Genomic DNA, 13488 nt, shown 5'->3' with positions numbered 1-13488 from the left:
TCGTCAACACAGCCTAGTCGATCTGGTTCAGCTCGGGTTCAGAGTGCGTTCAGGGGGAGTTCAGGGGCCGGTGCGTAATGTAGCGCCGTACCCAAAGCATCTGCGCATGAGGACATTCCCCTATGACTGGCTTTAAAAACCTGCTGCTGGCATTCACCGTTTTGAGCGCGAGCACCGCGGCGTTCGCTTCCGACGATAATGTCGCCAGCCTTGCTCTTGGGAAGACCGGCGAGAGACCCAAAAAGTCCCTCACCCTGCACAGCATCGGCACCAACGGCGTGGTCAGTCATGACAGTGCCTGGGGCGCGCAGTTGGGCCGCCCGAACCCTCAGGCCGATTACTGCGCTGCTTACGCGAACGTGTCGGTCTTTCACAATGGCATTAAACTCCGTCAGGAGAACCTCATGGGCCGCTATGATCTGTCTTGAAATACGCCGTTGCACCTCTGGAGAGGTTGAATTGCCCGGGAGAGCGTTATGAAATTGCTGGTCGTCGAAGATGAAGCGCTGTTGCGCCATCACCTGCAAACCCGCCTGACGGACAGTGGTCACGTGGTCGAGTCCGTGGCCAACGCCGAGGAGGCGCTGTACCAGACCGAGCAATTCAACCATGACCTGGCGGTGATAGACCTCGGCCTGCCTGGCATGGGCGGGCTCGACCTGATCCGTCAGCTGCGTTCGCGGGGCAAGACCTTCCCGATCCTGATCCTCACCGCGCGCGGCAACTGGCAGGACAAGGTCGAAGGCCTCGCTGCCGGCGCCGACGATTACGTGGTCAAGCCGTTCCAGTTCGAAGAGCTGGATGCGCGCCTGAATGCCTTGCTGCGTCGCTCCAGCGGGTTCACCCAGTCGACCATCGTCGCCGGGCCGCTGCTGCTCGACCTCAATCGCAAGCAGGCGTCCCTCGATGAACAACCGCTGGCGCTGACTGCCTACGAGTACCGGATCCTCGAATACCTGATGCGCCATCACCAGCAAGTGGTGGCCAAGGACCGCTTGATGGAGCAGCTCTACCCGGATGACGACGAGCGCGATCCGAACGTGATCGAAGTGCTGGTCGGCCGCTTGCGCCGCAAACTCGAAGGCCCGGCCGGCTTCAAGCCGATCGACACCGTGCGGGGCCTCGGCTACCTGTTCAATGAGCGCTGCACTTGATTCGTTCGCTTCGTGTCCGTTTGATGCTCGCCGCCACAATCCTGGCGGTGTTGTTCATGCTGGCGTTGCTGCCGGCGATGCAGGGCGCGTTCAGCCTGGCGTTGCAGGATTCCATCGAGCAGCGCCTGGCGTCGGACGTCACCACGCTGATTTCCGCCGCCCGGGTCGAGGGCAACCACTTGCAGATGCCGGCGCAATTGCCGGACGAGCGTTTCAACCTCACCGACAGCCGTTTGCTCGGCTACATCTATGACCGTGAAGGTCACCTGGTCTGGCGCTCGAAGGGCACTCAGGAAGAGGACATCAACTACAAACCGCGTTACGACGGGCGCGGTAACGAGTTCGCGAGGATCAGCGAAGCCAATGGCCAGGAATTCTTCGTCTATGACGTCGAAGTCAAACTGCTCGGCGGCAAAAGCGCGGCGTTCAGCATCGTCGCGCTGCAACCGGTGCGCGAGTACGAAGACACGCTCGAAGGCCTGCGGGAAAATCTCTATCTGGGTTTCGGCGCCGCTTTGTTGGTGCTGCTGGCGTTGCTGTGGATCGGTCTGACCTGGGGTTTGCAGGCGTTGCGCCGACTCAGTCAGGAACTCGACGAAATCGAAAGCGGCACCCGCGAAAGCCTCAGCGAACAGCACCCGCGTGAATTGCTGCGCCTGACCGGCTCGCTCAACCGCTTGCTGCACAGCGAGCGCGAACAGCGCAGCCGCTATCGCGATTCCCTCGGCGACTTGGCGCACAGCCTGAAAACCCCGTTGACCGTGCTGCAAGGCGTCAGCGAAGACATGGCGCAACGCCCGGCGGATCGTGATCAGGCCTGGGTGCTGCAAACCCAGATCGAGCGCATGAGCCAGCAGATCAGCTATCAGTTGCAGCGCGCCAGCCTGCGCAAAAGCGGCCTGGTGCGTCATCAGGTGCGGTTGCGTCCGGTGCTGCAAAGCCTCTGCGACACGCTGGACAAGGTCTACCGCGACAAGCGCGTGCGGGTGGCCTTCGATCTACCGGAGCAATGCTACGTGCCGATCGAACAGGGTGCCTTGCTGGAAATGATGGGCAACCTGCTGGAAAACGCCTATCGCCTGTGCCTGGGCGAAGTGCGCATCAGCGTGCGCGAGACCTTGAGCGGGGTCGAGTTGTGCGTCGAGGACGACGGGCCGGGTGTGCCACCGGATCAGCGTGCGCGGATTCTGCAGCGCGGCGAACGGCTGGACCGTCAGCACCCGGGGCAGGGGATCGGGTTGGCGGTGGTCAAGGACATCATCGAGAGTTACAACGCGAAGCTGACCCTGGGCGATTCGCCGATGGGCGGCGCGGCGTTCCGGATTCATTTTCCGGTGGTGTGATTGCCGAAACACCGCGATCCCCTGTAGGAGCCGGCTTGCTGGCGATGGCGTCCGGTCAGACGATAAATATGTCGACTGTCCCACCGCCATCGCCAGCAAGCCGGCTCCTACAGGTTATGCGTTTTAATTCTCCTGGGCGCGATAGGCACCGGGTGTAAGCCCGGTCCATTTCTTGAACGCCCGATGAAACGCCGAAGGCTCGGAAAACCCCAACTGCTCGGCAATCTGTTGCAACGACAGGTCCGCGCGCCCCAAGTGATAAATCGCAATGTCCCGGCGCAACTGATCCTTCAACTCCTGAAAACTCGAACCCTCTTCGCGCAAATGCCGGCGTAGCGTCTGCGGGCTGATGTGCAGGTGCGCGGCCACCGCTTCCAGGTCCGGCCAGCGCGCACTGTCGCGGCTGAGCAAGCGGCGCAACTGGCTGCTCAGGCTGTCGCCGTCATCCGGGCGCGACAACAGGTCGGCGGGGGAGTGTTCGAGGAAATGCTTGAGGGTCCGCTCGTCCTGCAGCAACGGCATGTTCAGGTAGCGACTGTGGAACAGCAGGCTGCTCTGCGACGCGCAAAATTCCATCGGGCAGGGGAACAGCAACTCGTATTCCGCGCCGTGTTCGGGCCTCGGGTAACTGAACGTCGCTTGTTCCAGGCGGATGCGCTGGCCGATCAGCCAACTGCCGAGGCGATGCCAGACCATCAACTGGCTCTCGGTGAGGAAATGGTCCGGGTCCTGAAACTGCGAATCGTCCAGGCTCAGGCGGATCATTTCGTTTTCGCGGGTCAGGGTCAGGCGCGGGCCGCCGGGGAACAGGCTATAAAACAACAAGCCGCGATGCAGTGCCTTATCGAGATTGCGGCAGTGAATCACCGCGTGGCACATCATCGCGAAACTGCCGGTTTTACTCGGGACCGGCCCGAAGCCCAGGTACTCATCGTCGAGTGCCAGCCACAATCCCTGGATCAAACGGGTGAACTGCTCAGGCGCAATGCGCGCACGCGGTTCTTCCAGCAGCTCGGGGCTGATGCCGAGTTGTTGCAGCAGGTTTGAACAGTCATGACCCAGCCGACGCGCGCCACCGAGGGCGGCACGGGCGAAATGGCTGGCGATGGTACGTTCGCGCATAGAAGGCAGGTCCGTCTATTGAACGACGGATGGTAGTCGTCGGGTCAGGCAATGGACAAGGCGGATATCCGCCAAATTGCAGGACGAGGTTTGGCGGATGGGCGGAAATCCGCCACTGTTTTATAGCGCACCCAAGGCACGTTGAACCTGTAACCCCTGATGTCAAAAGGCTCGCAGCGGATTTTGCAAAAGTGGCACGCCGCTTGCGATACAACGAGCAGATGCCTGCCGTCGCGCAGCTCGAAAAAACAAATCCCTCCAGTGCAGGAGGGTTCGCAATTCAGGTGTCGTGGGCAACAGATGGATGTTGTTAGCGCGCACTCTTGAGGAACTTTGCAATGACGACTCGTCAGCCACTGTACAAATCCCTGTATTTCCAGGTGATCGTTGCCATCGCCATCGGCATCCTGCTTGGTCACTTCTACCCGCAGACCGGTGTGGCCCTCAAGCCGCTGGGTGACGGGTTCATCAAACTGATCAAAATGGTCATCGCGCCCATCATCTTCTGTACGGTCGTCAGCGGTATCGCCGGCATGCAGAACATGAAATCGGTCGGCAAGACCGGCGGTTATGCGCTGCTGTACTTCGAAATCGTTTCCACTATTGCCTTGCTGATCGGTCTGGTCGTGGTCAACGTCGTGCAACCGGGCGCCGGCATGCACATCGACGTAACGACTCTGGACACCAGCAAAATCGCTGGCTTCATCTCGGCCGGTAAAGACCAGAGCATCGTCGCCTTTATCCTCAATGTGATCCCTAACACCATCGTCGGCGCCTTCGCCAACGGCGATATCCTGCAAGTTCTGATGTTCTCGGTGATCTTCGGTTTCGCCCTGCATCGCCTGGGTGCGTACGGCAAGCCGGTCCTGGACTTTATCGATCGCTTCGCTCACGTGATGTTCAACATCATCAACATGATCATGAAGCTCGCCCCAGTCGGTGCCTTCGGTGCCATGGCCTTCACCATTGGTGCTTACGGTGTTGGCTCGCTGGTACAGCTCGGTCAGCTGATGATCTGCTTCTACATCACCTGCATCCTGTTTGTGGTTCTGGTATTGGGCGCCATCTGCCGCGCGCATGGTTTCAGCGTACTCAAGCTGATCCGCTACATCCGTGAAGAACTGCTGATCGTACTGGGCACTTCCTCGTCGGAATCGGCTCTGCCACGCATGCTGATCAAAATGGAACGCCTGGGTGCGGATAAATCGGTAGTGGGTCTGGTGATCCCGACTGGTTACTCCTTCAACCTCGACGGTACTTCGATCTACCTGACCATGGCGGCTGTGTTTATCGCTCAGGCGACTGATACGCCGATGGACCTCACTCACCAGATCACCTTGCTGCTGGTGCTGCTGTTGTCCTCCAAAGGTGCGGCTGGTGTGACCGGTAGTGGTTTCATCGTGCTGGCAGCCACTCTGTCGGCCGTGGGTACTCTGCCGGTTGCCGGCCTGGCGCTGATCCTCGGTATCGACCGCTTCATGTCCGAAGCCCGTGCACTGACCAACCTCGTTGGTAATGCCGTTGCGACCCTGGTCGTGGCCAAGTGGGTGAAAGAGCTGGACGAAGACAAGCTGCAAGTCGAGCTGGCTTCCGGCGGTCGCGGTATCTCCGACGAACGTGAAGTAGATGACCTGGGTGTGGCCGAAGGCCCAACCCCAAGCAACGTCAAGTAACACGCGTTGTCATGAAAAAACCCGCTTCGGCGGGTTTTTTCATGCCTGGAATTTGAGCGTAACGGTCACAGTTGCTGACACATCAGGTGATTGCTGCAATGTGATTGGCTGCCTAGGCTGGAGGCATCGAATACGGAGATCGCTCATGCCCGGCCCATTGGCATCACTCAAGGTTCTGGATTTCTCGACATTGTTGCCGGGACCGTTCGCCTCGCTGTTATTGGCTGACATGGGCGCCGAGGTTTTGCGCATCGAATCGCCGACCCGCATGGACCTGTTGCGGGTGCTGCCGCCCCATGACCAAGGCGTGTCGGCCAGCCACGCATACCTCAATCGCAACAAGCGCAGCCTGGCGCTGGACCTCAAGCAGCCCGAGGCACTGGCGGTGATCAAGCAACTGGTGCAGGACTACGACATCGTCCTGGAACAATTCCGCCCCGGTGTGATGGAACGATTGGGGCTGGGGTATGAAGCGTTGAAGGCCATCAACCCGAAGCTGATCTACGTGTCGATCACTGGATACGGGCAAACCGGCCCCTACAAGGATCGCGCCGGCCACGACATCAATTACCTGGCGTTGGCGGGGCTGGCGAGCTACACCGGTCGCGCCGACAACGGCCCGCTGCCCTTGGGCGTGCAAGTGGCGGATGTCGCCGGCGGTTCGTTGCACGGCGTCATCGGCCTGCTGGCGGCGGTGATCGCCCGGCAACAAAGCGGGTTGGGGCAGCATCTGGATGTGAGCATGACCGACTGCGCGTTCAGCCTGAACGCCATGGCCGGGGCCGGGTACCTGGCCTGCGGCGAGGAGCCGGGCCGGGAAAACCAGATGCTCAACGGCGGCAGCTTCTACGACTATTACCGTTCGCGGGATGGCCGCTGGTTATCGGTGGGTAGCCTGGAGCCGCCGTTCATGAAGCAGCTGTGCACGGCACTGGGACTGGAGGAGTTGGCGACGTTGGGCCTGTCACCTCAGCCTGCCCAGCAAAAAAAGCTAAAGGAAGCGCTGCAGACTGAATTCGAGAAACACGACTTTGCCGAATTGTGCGCGCTGTTTGCCGAGCTCGATGCGTGTGTCGAGCCGGTGCTGACCTTGGGTGAGGCAATTCGGCATCCGCAGTTGCAGGCGCGGGAATTGGTGACCGACGTGCCGCGAGGCGATGGCACGAACCAGGCGCAGATGGCGTGTCCGTTGAAGTTCTCGGATGGGTTGCCCGAGCCTCGGCATATCGGTGCGGCGCTGGGTGAGCATACGGATCAGGTGTTGGGGGAGTTGGGGTTTAGTTCGCTGCGAATTGAAGAATTGCGGCGTGCCAAGGTGATTATGTAGGGTTTTCGATGGCCTCTTCGCGGGCAAGCCTCGCTCCTACAGACGCATCGAGATCACCTGTAGGAGCGAGGCTTGCCCGCGAAGGGGCCCGCCAAAACACCACAAATCCGACTTACTCGACCCGCATCTCCCCACTGAACACCAACGTGCTCCGGCACCGCCGACACAAATACCGCCGCCCCTGCCGTACCAGGCTATGGCGCTGCGCCGAAAACGGGAAATCACTATCGGCGCACGGGCATTTGTAGATATAGCGCGTCACGCTGCGGCGCTTGACGTCGTAGGTGTGGCAGCGATTGGGCGGCAGTTCGTACACGCCACGCATGATCAGTTGCCACTCTTCGCCGTGGGGCTGGATGCGATCGCCAAACAGCTGATGAGCGATCAGGTGGGCGACTTCATGGGCCACGGTCTGCTTGAGGAAGTCTTCAGTGTTTTCGCGGTACAGCTGCGGATTGAAGCGCAGCAGGTTCTCGTGCAGATGCGCGACACCGGCTTTTTGCCCGCGCAGCTTGAGGCTCACCACGGGGCGTTTGAAGGTTCGTTTGAAAAAGGATTCGGCTTGTTGGTAACAGTCTTCGACGCGGGTATTGAGTTGCTCGGGCATGCTTGATGGATCTCCAGAGACGTCGAGTATGCCGCAACGCTCGGGCCTTGCGTATCGCCAGGGCGCCGAATGGTCGTTACCCCCCACATTGAAAGGCCGCCTTGCGGCGGCCTGTATTGGCAGATCTTGATTTTGGGTGGCGAGCGTAACTAGTTCGTGTAGACCGGCCCCACGCCGAGTCCCCAGACAATGACAGTGAACGCCATGATCGCCACCAGTACCACTAAACCGACGGCGAGCACCGAACTTGAAAACAGAAATCCCTCGTCAGATGGAATGTTCATGAAAGTTGGAAGCCCCACATACAGCAGGTACACCGTGTAGCAGATGGCCGCCGTCCCGACGATCATCCCCAGCCACATGTGTGGGTACAGTGCCGCGAGGCCGCCTATGAACAGCGGGGTCGCGGTATAGGTCGCAAACGCAACGCAACGTGCCAGACTCGGGTTGGCGTCATAGGTGCGGGCCATCCAGTGGATGAACGCGCCCATTACGGCAACGCCGCCGAGCATCGCCACGTACGACATGATCGTCATCCATAGCGCGCTTTCCTGCGTCAGCATCACCGGTGCCCGGCTGCCAATTACCCAGCCGACCTGCGTGGTGCCGATAAACGCCGACACGGCGGGGATCGCCGCCAGAATCAGCGTGTGGGTCAGGTACATGTGGCTGATGCTTTCCTCTTGGTCGCCACGGATTTCTTTCCATTCCTGGTCGGGGTGGGTGAAGAGCCCCACTACGTGATGGATCATGCCAGTCACTCCTCTTGTTTTTACCGTCGCCCCCCAGTGGAGCGCCTACAGGCCAAAGTGGCCAAGTAAGTAAAGGTCTGGATATGTGTGCGACCTTATGACGCAGTATAGAAAGGTCTTAACCCCGCAGGTTGTAGGGCGTTAGAGCAAATCGCGCTGTAAACAAGGCTGTTAATCGCTGCTGGGACTGTCAACGTAATCCCTGTAGGAGTGAGACCGGCTTGCCGGCGAAAGCGGTGTGTCAGATTGCATTGATGTCACTGATACACCGCTTCGCGAGCCGGCTCGCTCCTACAGGGGGATTACGGGTACTTCGCCGGAGGCGCGTTTTTGCGTAAAATGCCGGCCTTTCGTCACACCTCACGGATCTCGCGTCATGGGCACTCTCACGGTCAACCAGAACAAACTGCAAAAGCGCCTTCGCCGTCAGGCCGGTGAGGCTGTCGCCGATTTCAACATGATTGAAGACGGCGACAAGGTCATGGTCTGCCTGTCCGGCGGCAAGGACAGCTACACCATGCTCGACGTGCTGATGCATTTGCAGAAGGTCGCGCCGATCAAGTTCGAGATCGTGGCCGTGAACATGGACCAGAAACAGCCGGGTTTCCCTGAGGACGTGCTGCCGGCGTACCTCAAAACGCTGGGCATCGAATACCACATCGTCGAGAAAGACACGTACTCGGTGGTCAAGGAGCTGATTCCGGAAGGCAAGACCACCTGCTCGCTGTGCTCGCGCCTGCGTCGCGGCACGCTCTACACCTTTGCCGACGAAATCGGCGCGACCAAAATGGCCCTCGGTCACCACCGCGACGACATCGTCGAAACGTTCTTCCTCAATATGTTCTTCAACGGCTCGCTCAAGGCCATGCCGCCGAAGCTGCGCGCCGACGACGGCCGCAACGTGGTGATCCGCCCGTTGGCCTACTGCAACGAAAAAGACATCCAGGCCTACTCGGACCTCAAGCAATTCCCGATCATCCCGTGCAACCTCTGCGGTTCCCAGGAAAACCTGCAGCGTCAGGTGGTCAAGGAAATGCTGCAGGAGTGGGAGCGCAAGACGCCGGGCCGCACCGAAAGCATTTTCCGCAGCTTGCAGAACGTGATCCCGTCGCAATTGGCGGACCGCAACCTGTTCGACTTCACCAGCCTCAAGATCGACGAAACCGCAGCTTCGCGCTTCGTCAACGTCGTCAACCTCTAATCAAACTGTAGGAGCAGAGCTTGCTCGCGAAAGCGGTGTGTCATTCAACGAATTTGTTGACTGGTACACCGCTTTCGCGAGCAAGCTCTGCTCCTACAGGTTCTTCTTTTATTCCTCAGGAGAGGGCATGCGCGATTACAAGTGGCTGCACGAATACTGTCTGAACCGCTTCGGTTCCGCAGCCGAACTGGAAGCCCATCTGCCCGTTCCTAAGACTGCCGCGCAATTGCGCGATATCAGCGACGATCGCTACCTCTCGACCATGGCGCTGCGTGTGTTCCGCGCCGGGCTCAAGCACAGCCTGGTGGACGCCAAGTGGCCGGCCTTCGAAGAAGTGTTCTTCAAGTTCGACCCGGAAAAAGTCGTGCTGATGAGCGCCGAACACCTTGAACGCCTGATGCAGGACGCGCGGATCATCCGCCACCTGGGCAAGCTCAAGAGCGTGCCGCGCAATGCGCAGTTCGTGCTGGACGTGGCCCATGAGAAAGGCAGTTTTGGCGAGTTGATCGCCGATTGGCCGGTGACCGATATCGTCGGCTTGTGGACCTACCTGAAAAAGCACGGTCATCAATTGGGTGGCTTGTCGGCACCAAGATTTTTGCGCATGGTCGGCAAGGACACCTTTGTGCCGAGTTATGACGTGGTGGCGGCGCTGAATGCGCAGAAGATCGTCGACAAAGTGCCAACCAGTCTGCGGGATCTGGCCACGGTGCAGGGCGTGTTCAACCAGTGGCATGAAGAAAGCGGCGGGCGGCCGATGAGTCAGATCTCGATGATGCTGGCGTACACCGCCAATCATTGACACCGAGTCGCCCGGCCAATCGCCAGCAGGCTGGCTCCCACATTGGATCTGTGGCGTACACAAATCCCCTGTGGGAGCTAGCCTGCTAGCGATTGCAATCTGTCAGGCGACGCTAATCTCGCCTTCACCCGCCAACTTGCGATTCAACTGAAACCGCCACCGCACATACAACAGCGCCGAGCAGAACACCGCCAGGCTCGCGCCCATTTCCAGCAAACCGAACAGCTGCCGGTTCGGGTCATACGCCGCCAGTGCGCCCTTGATGAAATACAGGTTCACCACAAAACACATCCACGAATGCCCGCGCGCGCTGCCGACGATCATCCCCGGCGCCAGCAACAGCAGCGGCACCAGTTCGATCAGCAGAATCACCCACGGCCGCGCGCCATGCAGGTCGGCGACCACCAGGTAATAAGCGCAGAGCAATCCCACCAGGCCGAAGTAGCACAGCAGACTGATGACGCGCATCGCCCGAACCCGTGGTTCGAGCCATTCAATGGAAGGCAGGATCTTCGGCTTTTTCGCCATCTCAGCTCACCAACTTTTGTGCGGTCTTCGCCAGGCGCAGACCCAAGGCCCGGCACAGCGCCACTTCATGTTCATTCAAGCCGCTTTTGCCATCGGCACCGGCGTGATGACTGGCGCCATAAGGCGTGCCGCCGCCACGGGTTTCCAGCAACGCGGATTCGCTGTACGGCAGGCCGGTGATCAGCATGCCGTGGTGCAGCAGCGGCAACATCATCGACAGCAGCGTGGTTTCCTGACCGCCGTGCAGGCTTGCGGTGGAAGTGAAAACCCCGGCCGGTTTGCCGACGAGGGCGCCGGTCAGCCACAGGTTGCTGGTGCCGTCGAGGAAGTATTTGAGCGGTGCGGCCATGTTGCCGAAACGCGTCGGGCTGCCGAGGGCCAGGCCTGCGCAGTTCTTCAGGTCGTCGAGGCTGGCGTACAGCGCGCCTTCGTCCGGAATGTCCGGCGACACCGCTTCGCACTCGGTGGAAATCGCCGGCACGGTGCGCAGGCGCGCTTCCATCCCGGACTGCTCGACACCGCGGGCGATCTGCCGCGCCATTTCATTGGTCGAGCCGCTACGGCTGTAATACAGAACCAGAATGTACGGCGCGCTCACGGCAGCAACTCCAGCACGTTCTCCGGCGGACGGCCGATGACGGCTTTGTCGCCGACTTCGAGAATCGGTCGCTCCATCAGTTTCGGGTGCGCAGCGATGGCGGCGATCAATTGCGCCTCGCTCAGGCTGGTGTCAGCGAGGTTGAGGGTCTTGTACTCGTCCTCACCGGTGCGCAGCAATTGCCGGGCGCCGAGGCCGAGCTTTTTCAGCAGGTTCTGCAATTGCGCGGCGTCCAGCGGGGTCTCGAGGTAGCGCACCACGGTCGGCGTCAGGCCACGGGCTTCGAGCAGTTCGAGCGCACCGCGGGATTTCGAGCAGCGCGGGTTGTGATAAAGCGTCAGATCGGTCATGTGCGGGTCGCATCTTGCGTAAGGTGACGGCTATTCTAACTGTGCAGCGCGTAATCCAGAACCTTGGGAGGCGATGGGTCGCAGGCGCATTCAATTTTGAACAAGGATCACGACATGACAAGGCGATTGGCAGCGGCATTGGCGATCATCGGTGCGCTGATGTTGGGGGGCTGCGGCAATGACTATGGCATCGATCAGAACGGCCAAAAAGTCGCCGCCGAACGTCTGGACAAACAATGGCTGGTGCTTAATTACTGGGCCGAATGGTGCGGCCCGTGCCGGACCGAGATCCCGGAATTGAACGGGCTGGCCGAGCAGTTGAAGGACAAGAAGATCGGTGTGTTCGGGGTCAACTTCGACAACGTGCAGGGCGAAGAGCTGAAAAGCGCCAGCGAGAAACTGGGGATCAGGTTCACCGTATTGGCTTCTGATCCGGCGGAGCTGTTTGAACTGCCGCGCAGCGAGGCGTTGCCGGTGACGTACATCATCGATAACAAGGGCAAGGTGCGGGAACAGTTGATGGGCGAGCAGACAGCGGCGGGGCTGATGGCAAAACTTGAGGCGTTGCAGGCGAAGAATTGAGTCGTTCCTGAGAAAAAGATCGCAGCCTTCGGCAGCTCCTACAGGTGTACGGCAAGACATGTAGGAGCTGCCGAAGGCTGCGATCTTTTTAGGGGTCAGCCTTCTTCAAGCCACCAACGCAGTGGCTTGCCTTCGGCCGGCCAGAAGCGCATCTGGTCGATCGGCGAAACATCCCAGCGCTGCACGTTTTCCAGGGCCTGGAGGAAGCGCTTTTCCTGTTCCATCAACGCCGGCGCGCACAGTTTGCGCGTGCTGCCGACCTTGCCGAAACTCAGCTTGTCGTCTTCGAGCGTATACGGTGCGAACCAGTGGTTGCAGCCGCCGTTGCCATAGGCACGGCCGTCTTCGCCGAGGGTGACGGTCAGGTGGCTGTAATCCATCAGCGGGCGTTCGCCGATCCATTCCAGAATGTAGCTGCGGTTCTGCTGCAATTTTACCGGCTCGGCGGCACAGCCCAGCAGGCTGGCGCCGACCATTGCGGTCAGAGCAAGGCGTTTCATCACGCAGGCTCCTGGCATTTCGGGCACAGGTGCTTCTCACCGACGGCGGTCCAGCCCAACTCGGCGATCCGCGCGGTGGCGGCAGGCTTTTCAGCCTTGTTACCCAGTTTGGCGTCGACCGCGAACTCGAAGCTCAGCTCTTTGGCGCAGCTGTCGCAGTTGACTTTCCAGGTGTGGATCGCCAGTTCACCGAACACCGGACCACTGGCCACCGCGACCCATTGACCGGGCGGGTTGATCAAATGACGAACCGTTTCGACGGTCAGGCGCATGGACAAGTCCTTGGCACCTTTGAGGGTCACGACCAGCACGTCATTGTTGCGAATCGAGCCGCCGTTGCCGGTGACTTGATAACGCCCCGGCACGAGGGCGCGGCATTCGGTGAGGGTGTGTTGCGGGTTCATCAAGTTATAGCGGAAATCGTGTTCGACCATGGGTCCTCCAAATATGCGCGGTATGCTAGCACGGGCCTGCACGCAGCATTGCGCAAGCAGATGACCTTCGATCAGGTTCAAATGACCTGCCGACTCATGGCAAACTGCCGCTTTTGTATTTCTAAGGAACGGACATGGCGTTAATCGAATGTTTTGAGTGCAAGCAACGCATCAGTTCAACGGCGCCTGCTTGTGTTCATTGCGGTGCGCCGACAACGGCGCAAGCGGCAACGTCAAAGGCGCCACTGTCTTTCGGACGTTTGCCGCAAGACGAGAGCGTGGCCAAGGTTTCGCCGGCCGCGTTCGGGCGTAAACGCAAAGCCGACGTCGAGGCTGCGGTTCCTGCTCCGACGCTCAACGGTCCGCGTCCGGTGGAGCTGTGGCTGAAACTGATGATTTTCTTTCTGCCACCGTTTTTTGTCTGGTTCCTGCTGCGTCCCGGGCATTCAACAGGCCAGCGCTTGCTCGGTTTTGGCTGGCTGGCCTTGATGATCCTGTTGTCCAAGGTCTGATCC

At 59.9% G+C, this 13488-nt stretch carries 17 protein-coding genes; 9 read left to right on the top strand and 8 right to left on the bottom strand.

All coding sequences use genetic code 11. The features are described from left to right. Nucleotides 1–122 precede the first annotated feature (122 nt). From IB254_RS26825 to IB254_RS26815, 3 genes are read left to right on the top strand one after another with little or no spacing between them, the layout of a single operon-like run. A complete protein-coding gene (locus tag IB254_RS26825; protein ID WP_008029361.1) occupies nucleotides 123–428 on the top strand; it encodes a hypothetical protein in 306 nt (101 codons plus the stop codon). A 48-nt stretch (nucleotides 429–476) separates the two neighbouring features. Beyond that, nucleotides 477–1154: a response regulator gene (locus IB254_RS26820; protein ID WP_008029360.1), complete on the top strand. Its 678-nt coding sequence runs from the start codon at nucleotides 477–479 to the stop codon at nucleotides 1152–1154. Further along, entirely contained in the window at nucleotides 1151–2497 is a 1347-nt protein-coding gene (locus IB254_RS26815; RefSeq protein WP_008041754.1) for an ATP-binding protein, read from the top strand. Before IB254_RS26820 ends, IB254_RS26815 begins: the two co-directional genes overlap by 4 nt. A 123-nt stretch (nucleotides 2498–2620) precedes the next feature. On the opposite strand, the gene IB254_RS26810 is transcribed toward IB254_RS26815, so the two are convergent. Continuing rightward, on the bottom strand, nucleotides 2621–3619 hold the full coding sequence (locus tag IB254_RS26810) for an AraC family transcriptional regulator (protein WP_192420410.1): 999 nt from the start codon (nucleotides 3617–3619) through the stop codon (nucleotides 2621–2623). Between the two features lie 338 nt (nucleotides 3620–3957). Here IB254_RS26810 and IB254_RS26805 point away from each other — a divergent pair, with 338 nt between their 5' ends. Further along, nucleotides 3958–5292, top strand: coding sequence for a dicarboxylate/amino acid:cation symporter (locus IB254_RS26805; RefSeq protein ID WP_008029353.1), 1335 nt, complete (start codon nucleotides 3958–3960; stop codon nucleotides 5290–5292). A gap of 145 nt (nucleotides 5293–5437) precedes the next feature. Continuing rightward, nucleotides 5438–6619, top strand: coding sequence for a CaiB/BaiF CoA transferase family protein (locus IB254_RS26800; protein WP_192420409.1), 1182 nt, complete (start codon nucleotides 5438–5440; stop codon nucleotides 6617–6619). A gap of 112 nt (nucleotides 6620–6731) precedes the next feature. Here the strand turns inward: IB254_RS26800 and IB254_RS26795 are convergent, their stop codons facing one another. Together IB254_RS26795 and IB254_RS26790 are read right to left on the bottom strand one after the other, a co-directional pair. Further along, complete coding sequence (locus tag IB254_RS26795) at nucleotides 6732–7226, bottom strand: SprT family zinc-dependent metalloprotease (protein ID WP_008029350.1); 495 nt, start codon at nucleotides 7224–7226, stop codon at nucleotides 6732–6734. Between the two features lie 149 nt (nucleotides 7227–7375). Further along, nucleotides 7376–7978, bottom strand: coding sequence for a Yip1 family protein (locus IB254_RS26790; RefSeq protein ID WP_008029348.1), 603 nt, complete (start codon nucleotides 7976–7978; stop codon nucleotides 7376–7378). A 376-nt stretch (nucleotides 7979–8354) separates the two neighbouring features. Here IB254_RS26790 and ttcA point away from each other — a divergent pair, with 376 nt between their 5' ends. Further along, entirely contained in the window at nucleotides 8355–9179 is an 825-nt protein-coding gene (gene ttcA / locus IB254_RS26785) for a tRNA 2-thiocytidine(32) synthetase TtcA (protein ID WP_192420407.1), read from the top strand. Between the two features lie 127 nt (nucleotides 9180–9306). Continuing rightward, on the top strand, nucleotides 9307–9981 hold the full coding sequence (locus IB254_RS26780) for a DNA-3-methyladenine glycosylase I (protein ID WP_008029344.1): 675 nt from the start codon (nucleotides 9307–9309) through the stop codon (nucleotides 9979–9981). A gap of 102 nt (nucleotides 9982–10083) precedes the next feature. Here IB254_RS26780 and IB254_RS26775 read toward each other — a convergent pair whose 3' ends face one another. The 3 genes from IB254_RS26775 to arsC are packed head-to-tail and all read right to left on the bottom strand — an operon-like array spanning nucleotide 10084 to nucleotide 11457. Then, complete coding sequence (locus IB254_RS26775; protein WP_008029342.1) at nucleotides 10084–10509, bottom strand: DUF2069 domain-containing protein; 426 nt, start codon at nucleotides 10507–10509, stop codon at nucleotides 10084–10086. Nucleotide 10510: 1 nt separating this feature from the next. Further along, nucleotides 10511–11107 carry an NAD(P)H:quinone oxidoreductase gene (wrbA, locus tag IB254_RS26770; protein ID WP_008011647.1) on the bottom strand — a complete coding sequence of 199 codons (597 nt, stop codon included), beginning with the start codon at nucleotides 11105–11107 and terminating at the stop codon, nucleotides 10511–10513. Further along, nucleotides 11104–11457, bottom strand: coding sequence for an arsenate reductase (glutaredoxin) (gene arsC, locus IB254_RS26765; RefSeq protein ID WP_192420405.1), 354 nt, complete (start codon nucleotides 11455–11457; stop codon nucleotides 11104–11106). Before arsC ends, wrbA begins: the two co-directional genes overlap by 4 nt. A 114-nt stretch (nucleotides 11458–11571) precedes the next feature. Here arsC and IB254_RS26760 point away from each other — a divergent pair, with 114 nt between their 5' ends. Continuing rightward, nucleotides 11572–12039: a TlpA disulfide reductase family protein gene (locus tag IB254_RS26760; protein ID WP_192420403.1), complete on the top strand. Its 468-nt coding sequence runs from the start codon at nucleotides 11572–11574 to the stop codon at nucleotides 12037–12039. Between the two features lie 95 nt (nucleotides 12040–12134). On the opposite strand, the gene IB254_RS26755 is transcribed toward IB254_RS26760, so the two are convergent. Together IB254_RS26755 and IB254_RS26750 are read right to left on the bottom strand one after the other, a co-directional pair. Further along, nucleotides 12135–12539 carry an META domain-containing protein gene (locus IB254_RS26755; protein WP_192227941.1) on the bottom strand — a complete coding sequence of 135 codons (405 nt, stop codon included), beginning with the start codon at nucleotides 12537–12539 and terminating at the stop codon, nucleotides 12135–12137. Beyond that, a complete protein-coding gene (locus tag IB254_RS26750) occupies nucleotides 12539–12973 on the bottom strand; it encodes a hypothetical protein (RefSeq protein WP_008029332.1) in 435 nt (144 codons plus the stop codon). The genes IB254_RS26755 and IB254_RS26750 overlap by 1 nt, the downstream gene beginning before the upstream one ends. Before the next feature lie 134 nt (nucleotides 12974–13107). Here IB254_RS26750 and IB254_RS26745 point away from each other — a divergent pair, with 134 nt between their 5' ends. Then, on the top strand, nucleotides 13108–13485 hold the full coding sequence (locus tag IB254_RS26745) for a hypothetical protein (protein WP_192420401.1): 378 nt from the start codon (nucleotides 13108–13110) through the stop codon (nucleotides 13483–13485). The last annotated feature ends 3 nt before the right edge of the window (nucleotides 13486–13488 follow it).

It is taken from the genome of Pseudomonas sp. PDM03, assembly GCF_014852385.1.
GTDB classification, from domain to species: domain Bacteria; phylum Pseudomonadota; class Gammaproteobacteria; order Pseudomonadales; family Pseudomonadaceae; genus Aquipseudomonas; species Aquipseudomonas migulae.
This window is presented reverse-complemented; position numbering and strand designations above follow the sequence as displayed.

Excerpts from the sequence above, each read along its gene's own strand:
- IB254_RS26825 (WP_008029361.1), top strand. The coding sequence starts at position 123 with ATGACTGGCTTTAAAAACCTGCTGCTGGCATTCACCGTTTTGAGCGCG.
- IB254_RS26820 (WP_008029360.1), top strand. The coding sequence starts at position 477 with ATGAAATTGCTGGTCGTCGAAGATGAAGCGCTGTTGCGCCATCACCTG.
- IB254_RS26810 (WP_192420410.1), bottom strand. The coding sequence starts at position 3,619 with ATGCGCGAACGTACCATCGCCAGCCATTTCGCCCGTGCCGCCCTCGGT.
- IB254_RS26805 (WP_008029353.1), top strand. The coding sequence starts at position 3,958 with ATGACGACTCGTCAGCCACTGTACAAATCCCTGTATTTCCAGGTGATC.
- IB254_RS26800 (WP_192420409.1), top strand. The coding sequence starts at position 5,438 with ATGCCCGGCCCATTGGCATCACTCAAGGTTCTGGATTTCTCGACATTG.
- IB254_RS26795 (WP_008029350.1), bottom strand. The coding sequence starts at position 7,226 with ATGCCCGAGCAACTCAATACCCGCGTCGAAGACTGTTACCAACAAGCC.
- IB254_RS26790 (WP_008029348.1), bottom strand. The coding sequence starts at position 7,978 with ATGATCCATCACGTAGTGGGGCTCTTCACCCACCCCGACCAGGAATGG.
- ttcA (WP_192420407.1), top strand. The coding sequence starts at position 8,355 with ATGGGCACTCTCACGGTCAACCAGAACAAACTGCAAAAGCGCCTTCGC.
- IB254_RS26780 (WP_008029344.1), top strand. The coding sequence starts at position 9,307 with ATGCGCGATTACAAGTGGCTGCACGAATACTGTCTGAACCGCTTCGGT.
- IB254_RS26775 (WP_008029342.1), bottom strand. The coding sequence starts at position 10,509 with ATGGCGAAAAAGCCGAAGATCCTGCCTTCCATTGAATGGCTCGAACCA.
- arsC (WP_192420405.1), bottom strand. The coding sequence starts at position 11,457 with ATGACCGATCTGACGCTTTATCACAACCCGCGCTGCTCGAAATCCCGC.
- IB254_RS26760 (WP_192420403.1), top strand. The coding sequence starts at position 11,572 with ATGACAAGGCGATTGGCAGCGGCATTGGCGATCATCGGTGCGCTGATG.
- IB254_RS26755 (WP_192227941.1), bottom strand. The coding sequence starts at position 12,539 with ATGAAACGCCTTGCTCTGACCGCAATGGTCGGCGCCAGCCTGCTGGGC.
- IB254_RS26750 (WP_008029332.1), bottom strand. The coding sequence starts at position 12,973 with ATGGTCGAACACGATTTCCGCTATAACTTGATGAACCCGCAACACACC.
- IB254_RS26745 (WP_192420401.1), top strand. The coding sequence starts at position 13,108 with ATGGCGTTAATCGAATGTTTTGAGTGCAAGCAACGCATCAGTTCAACG.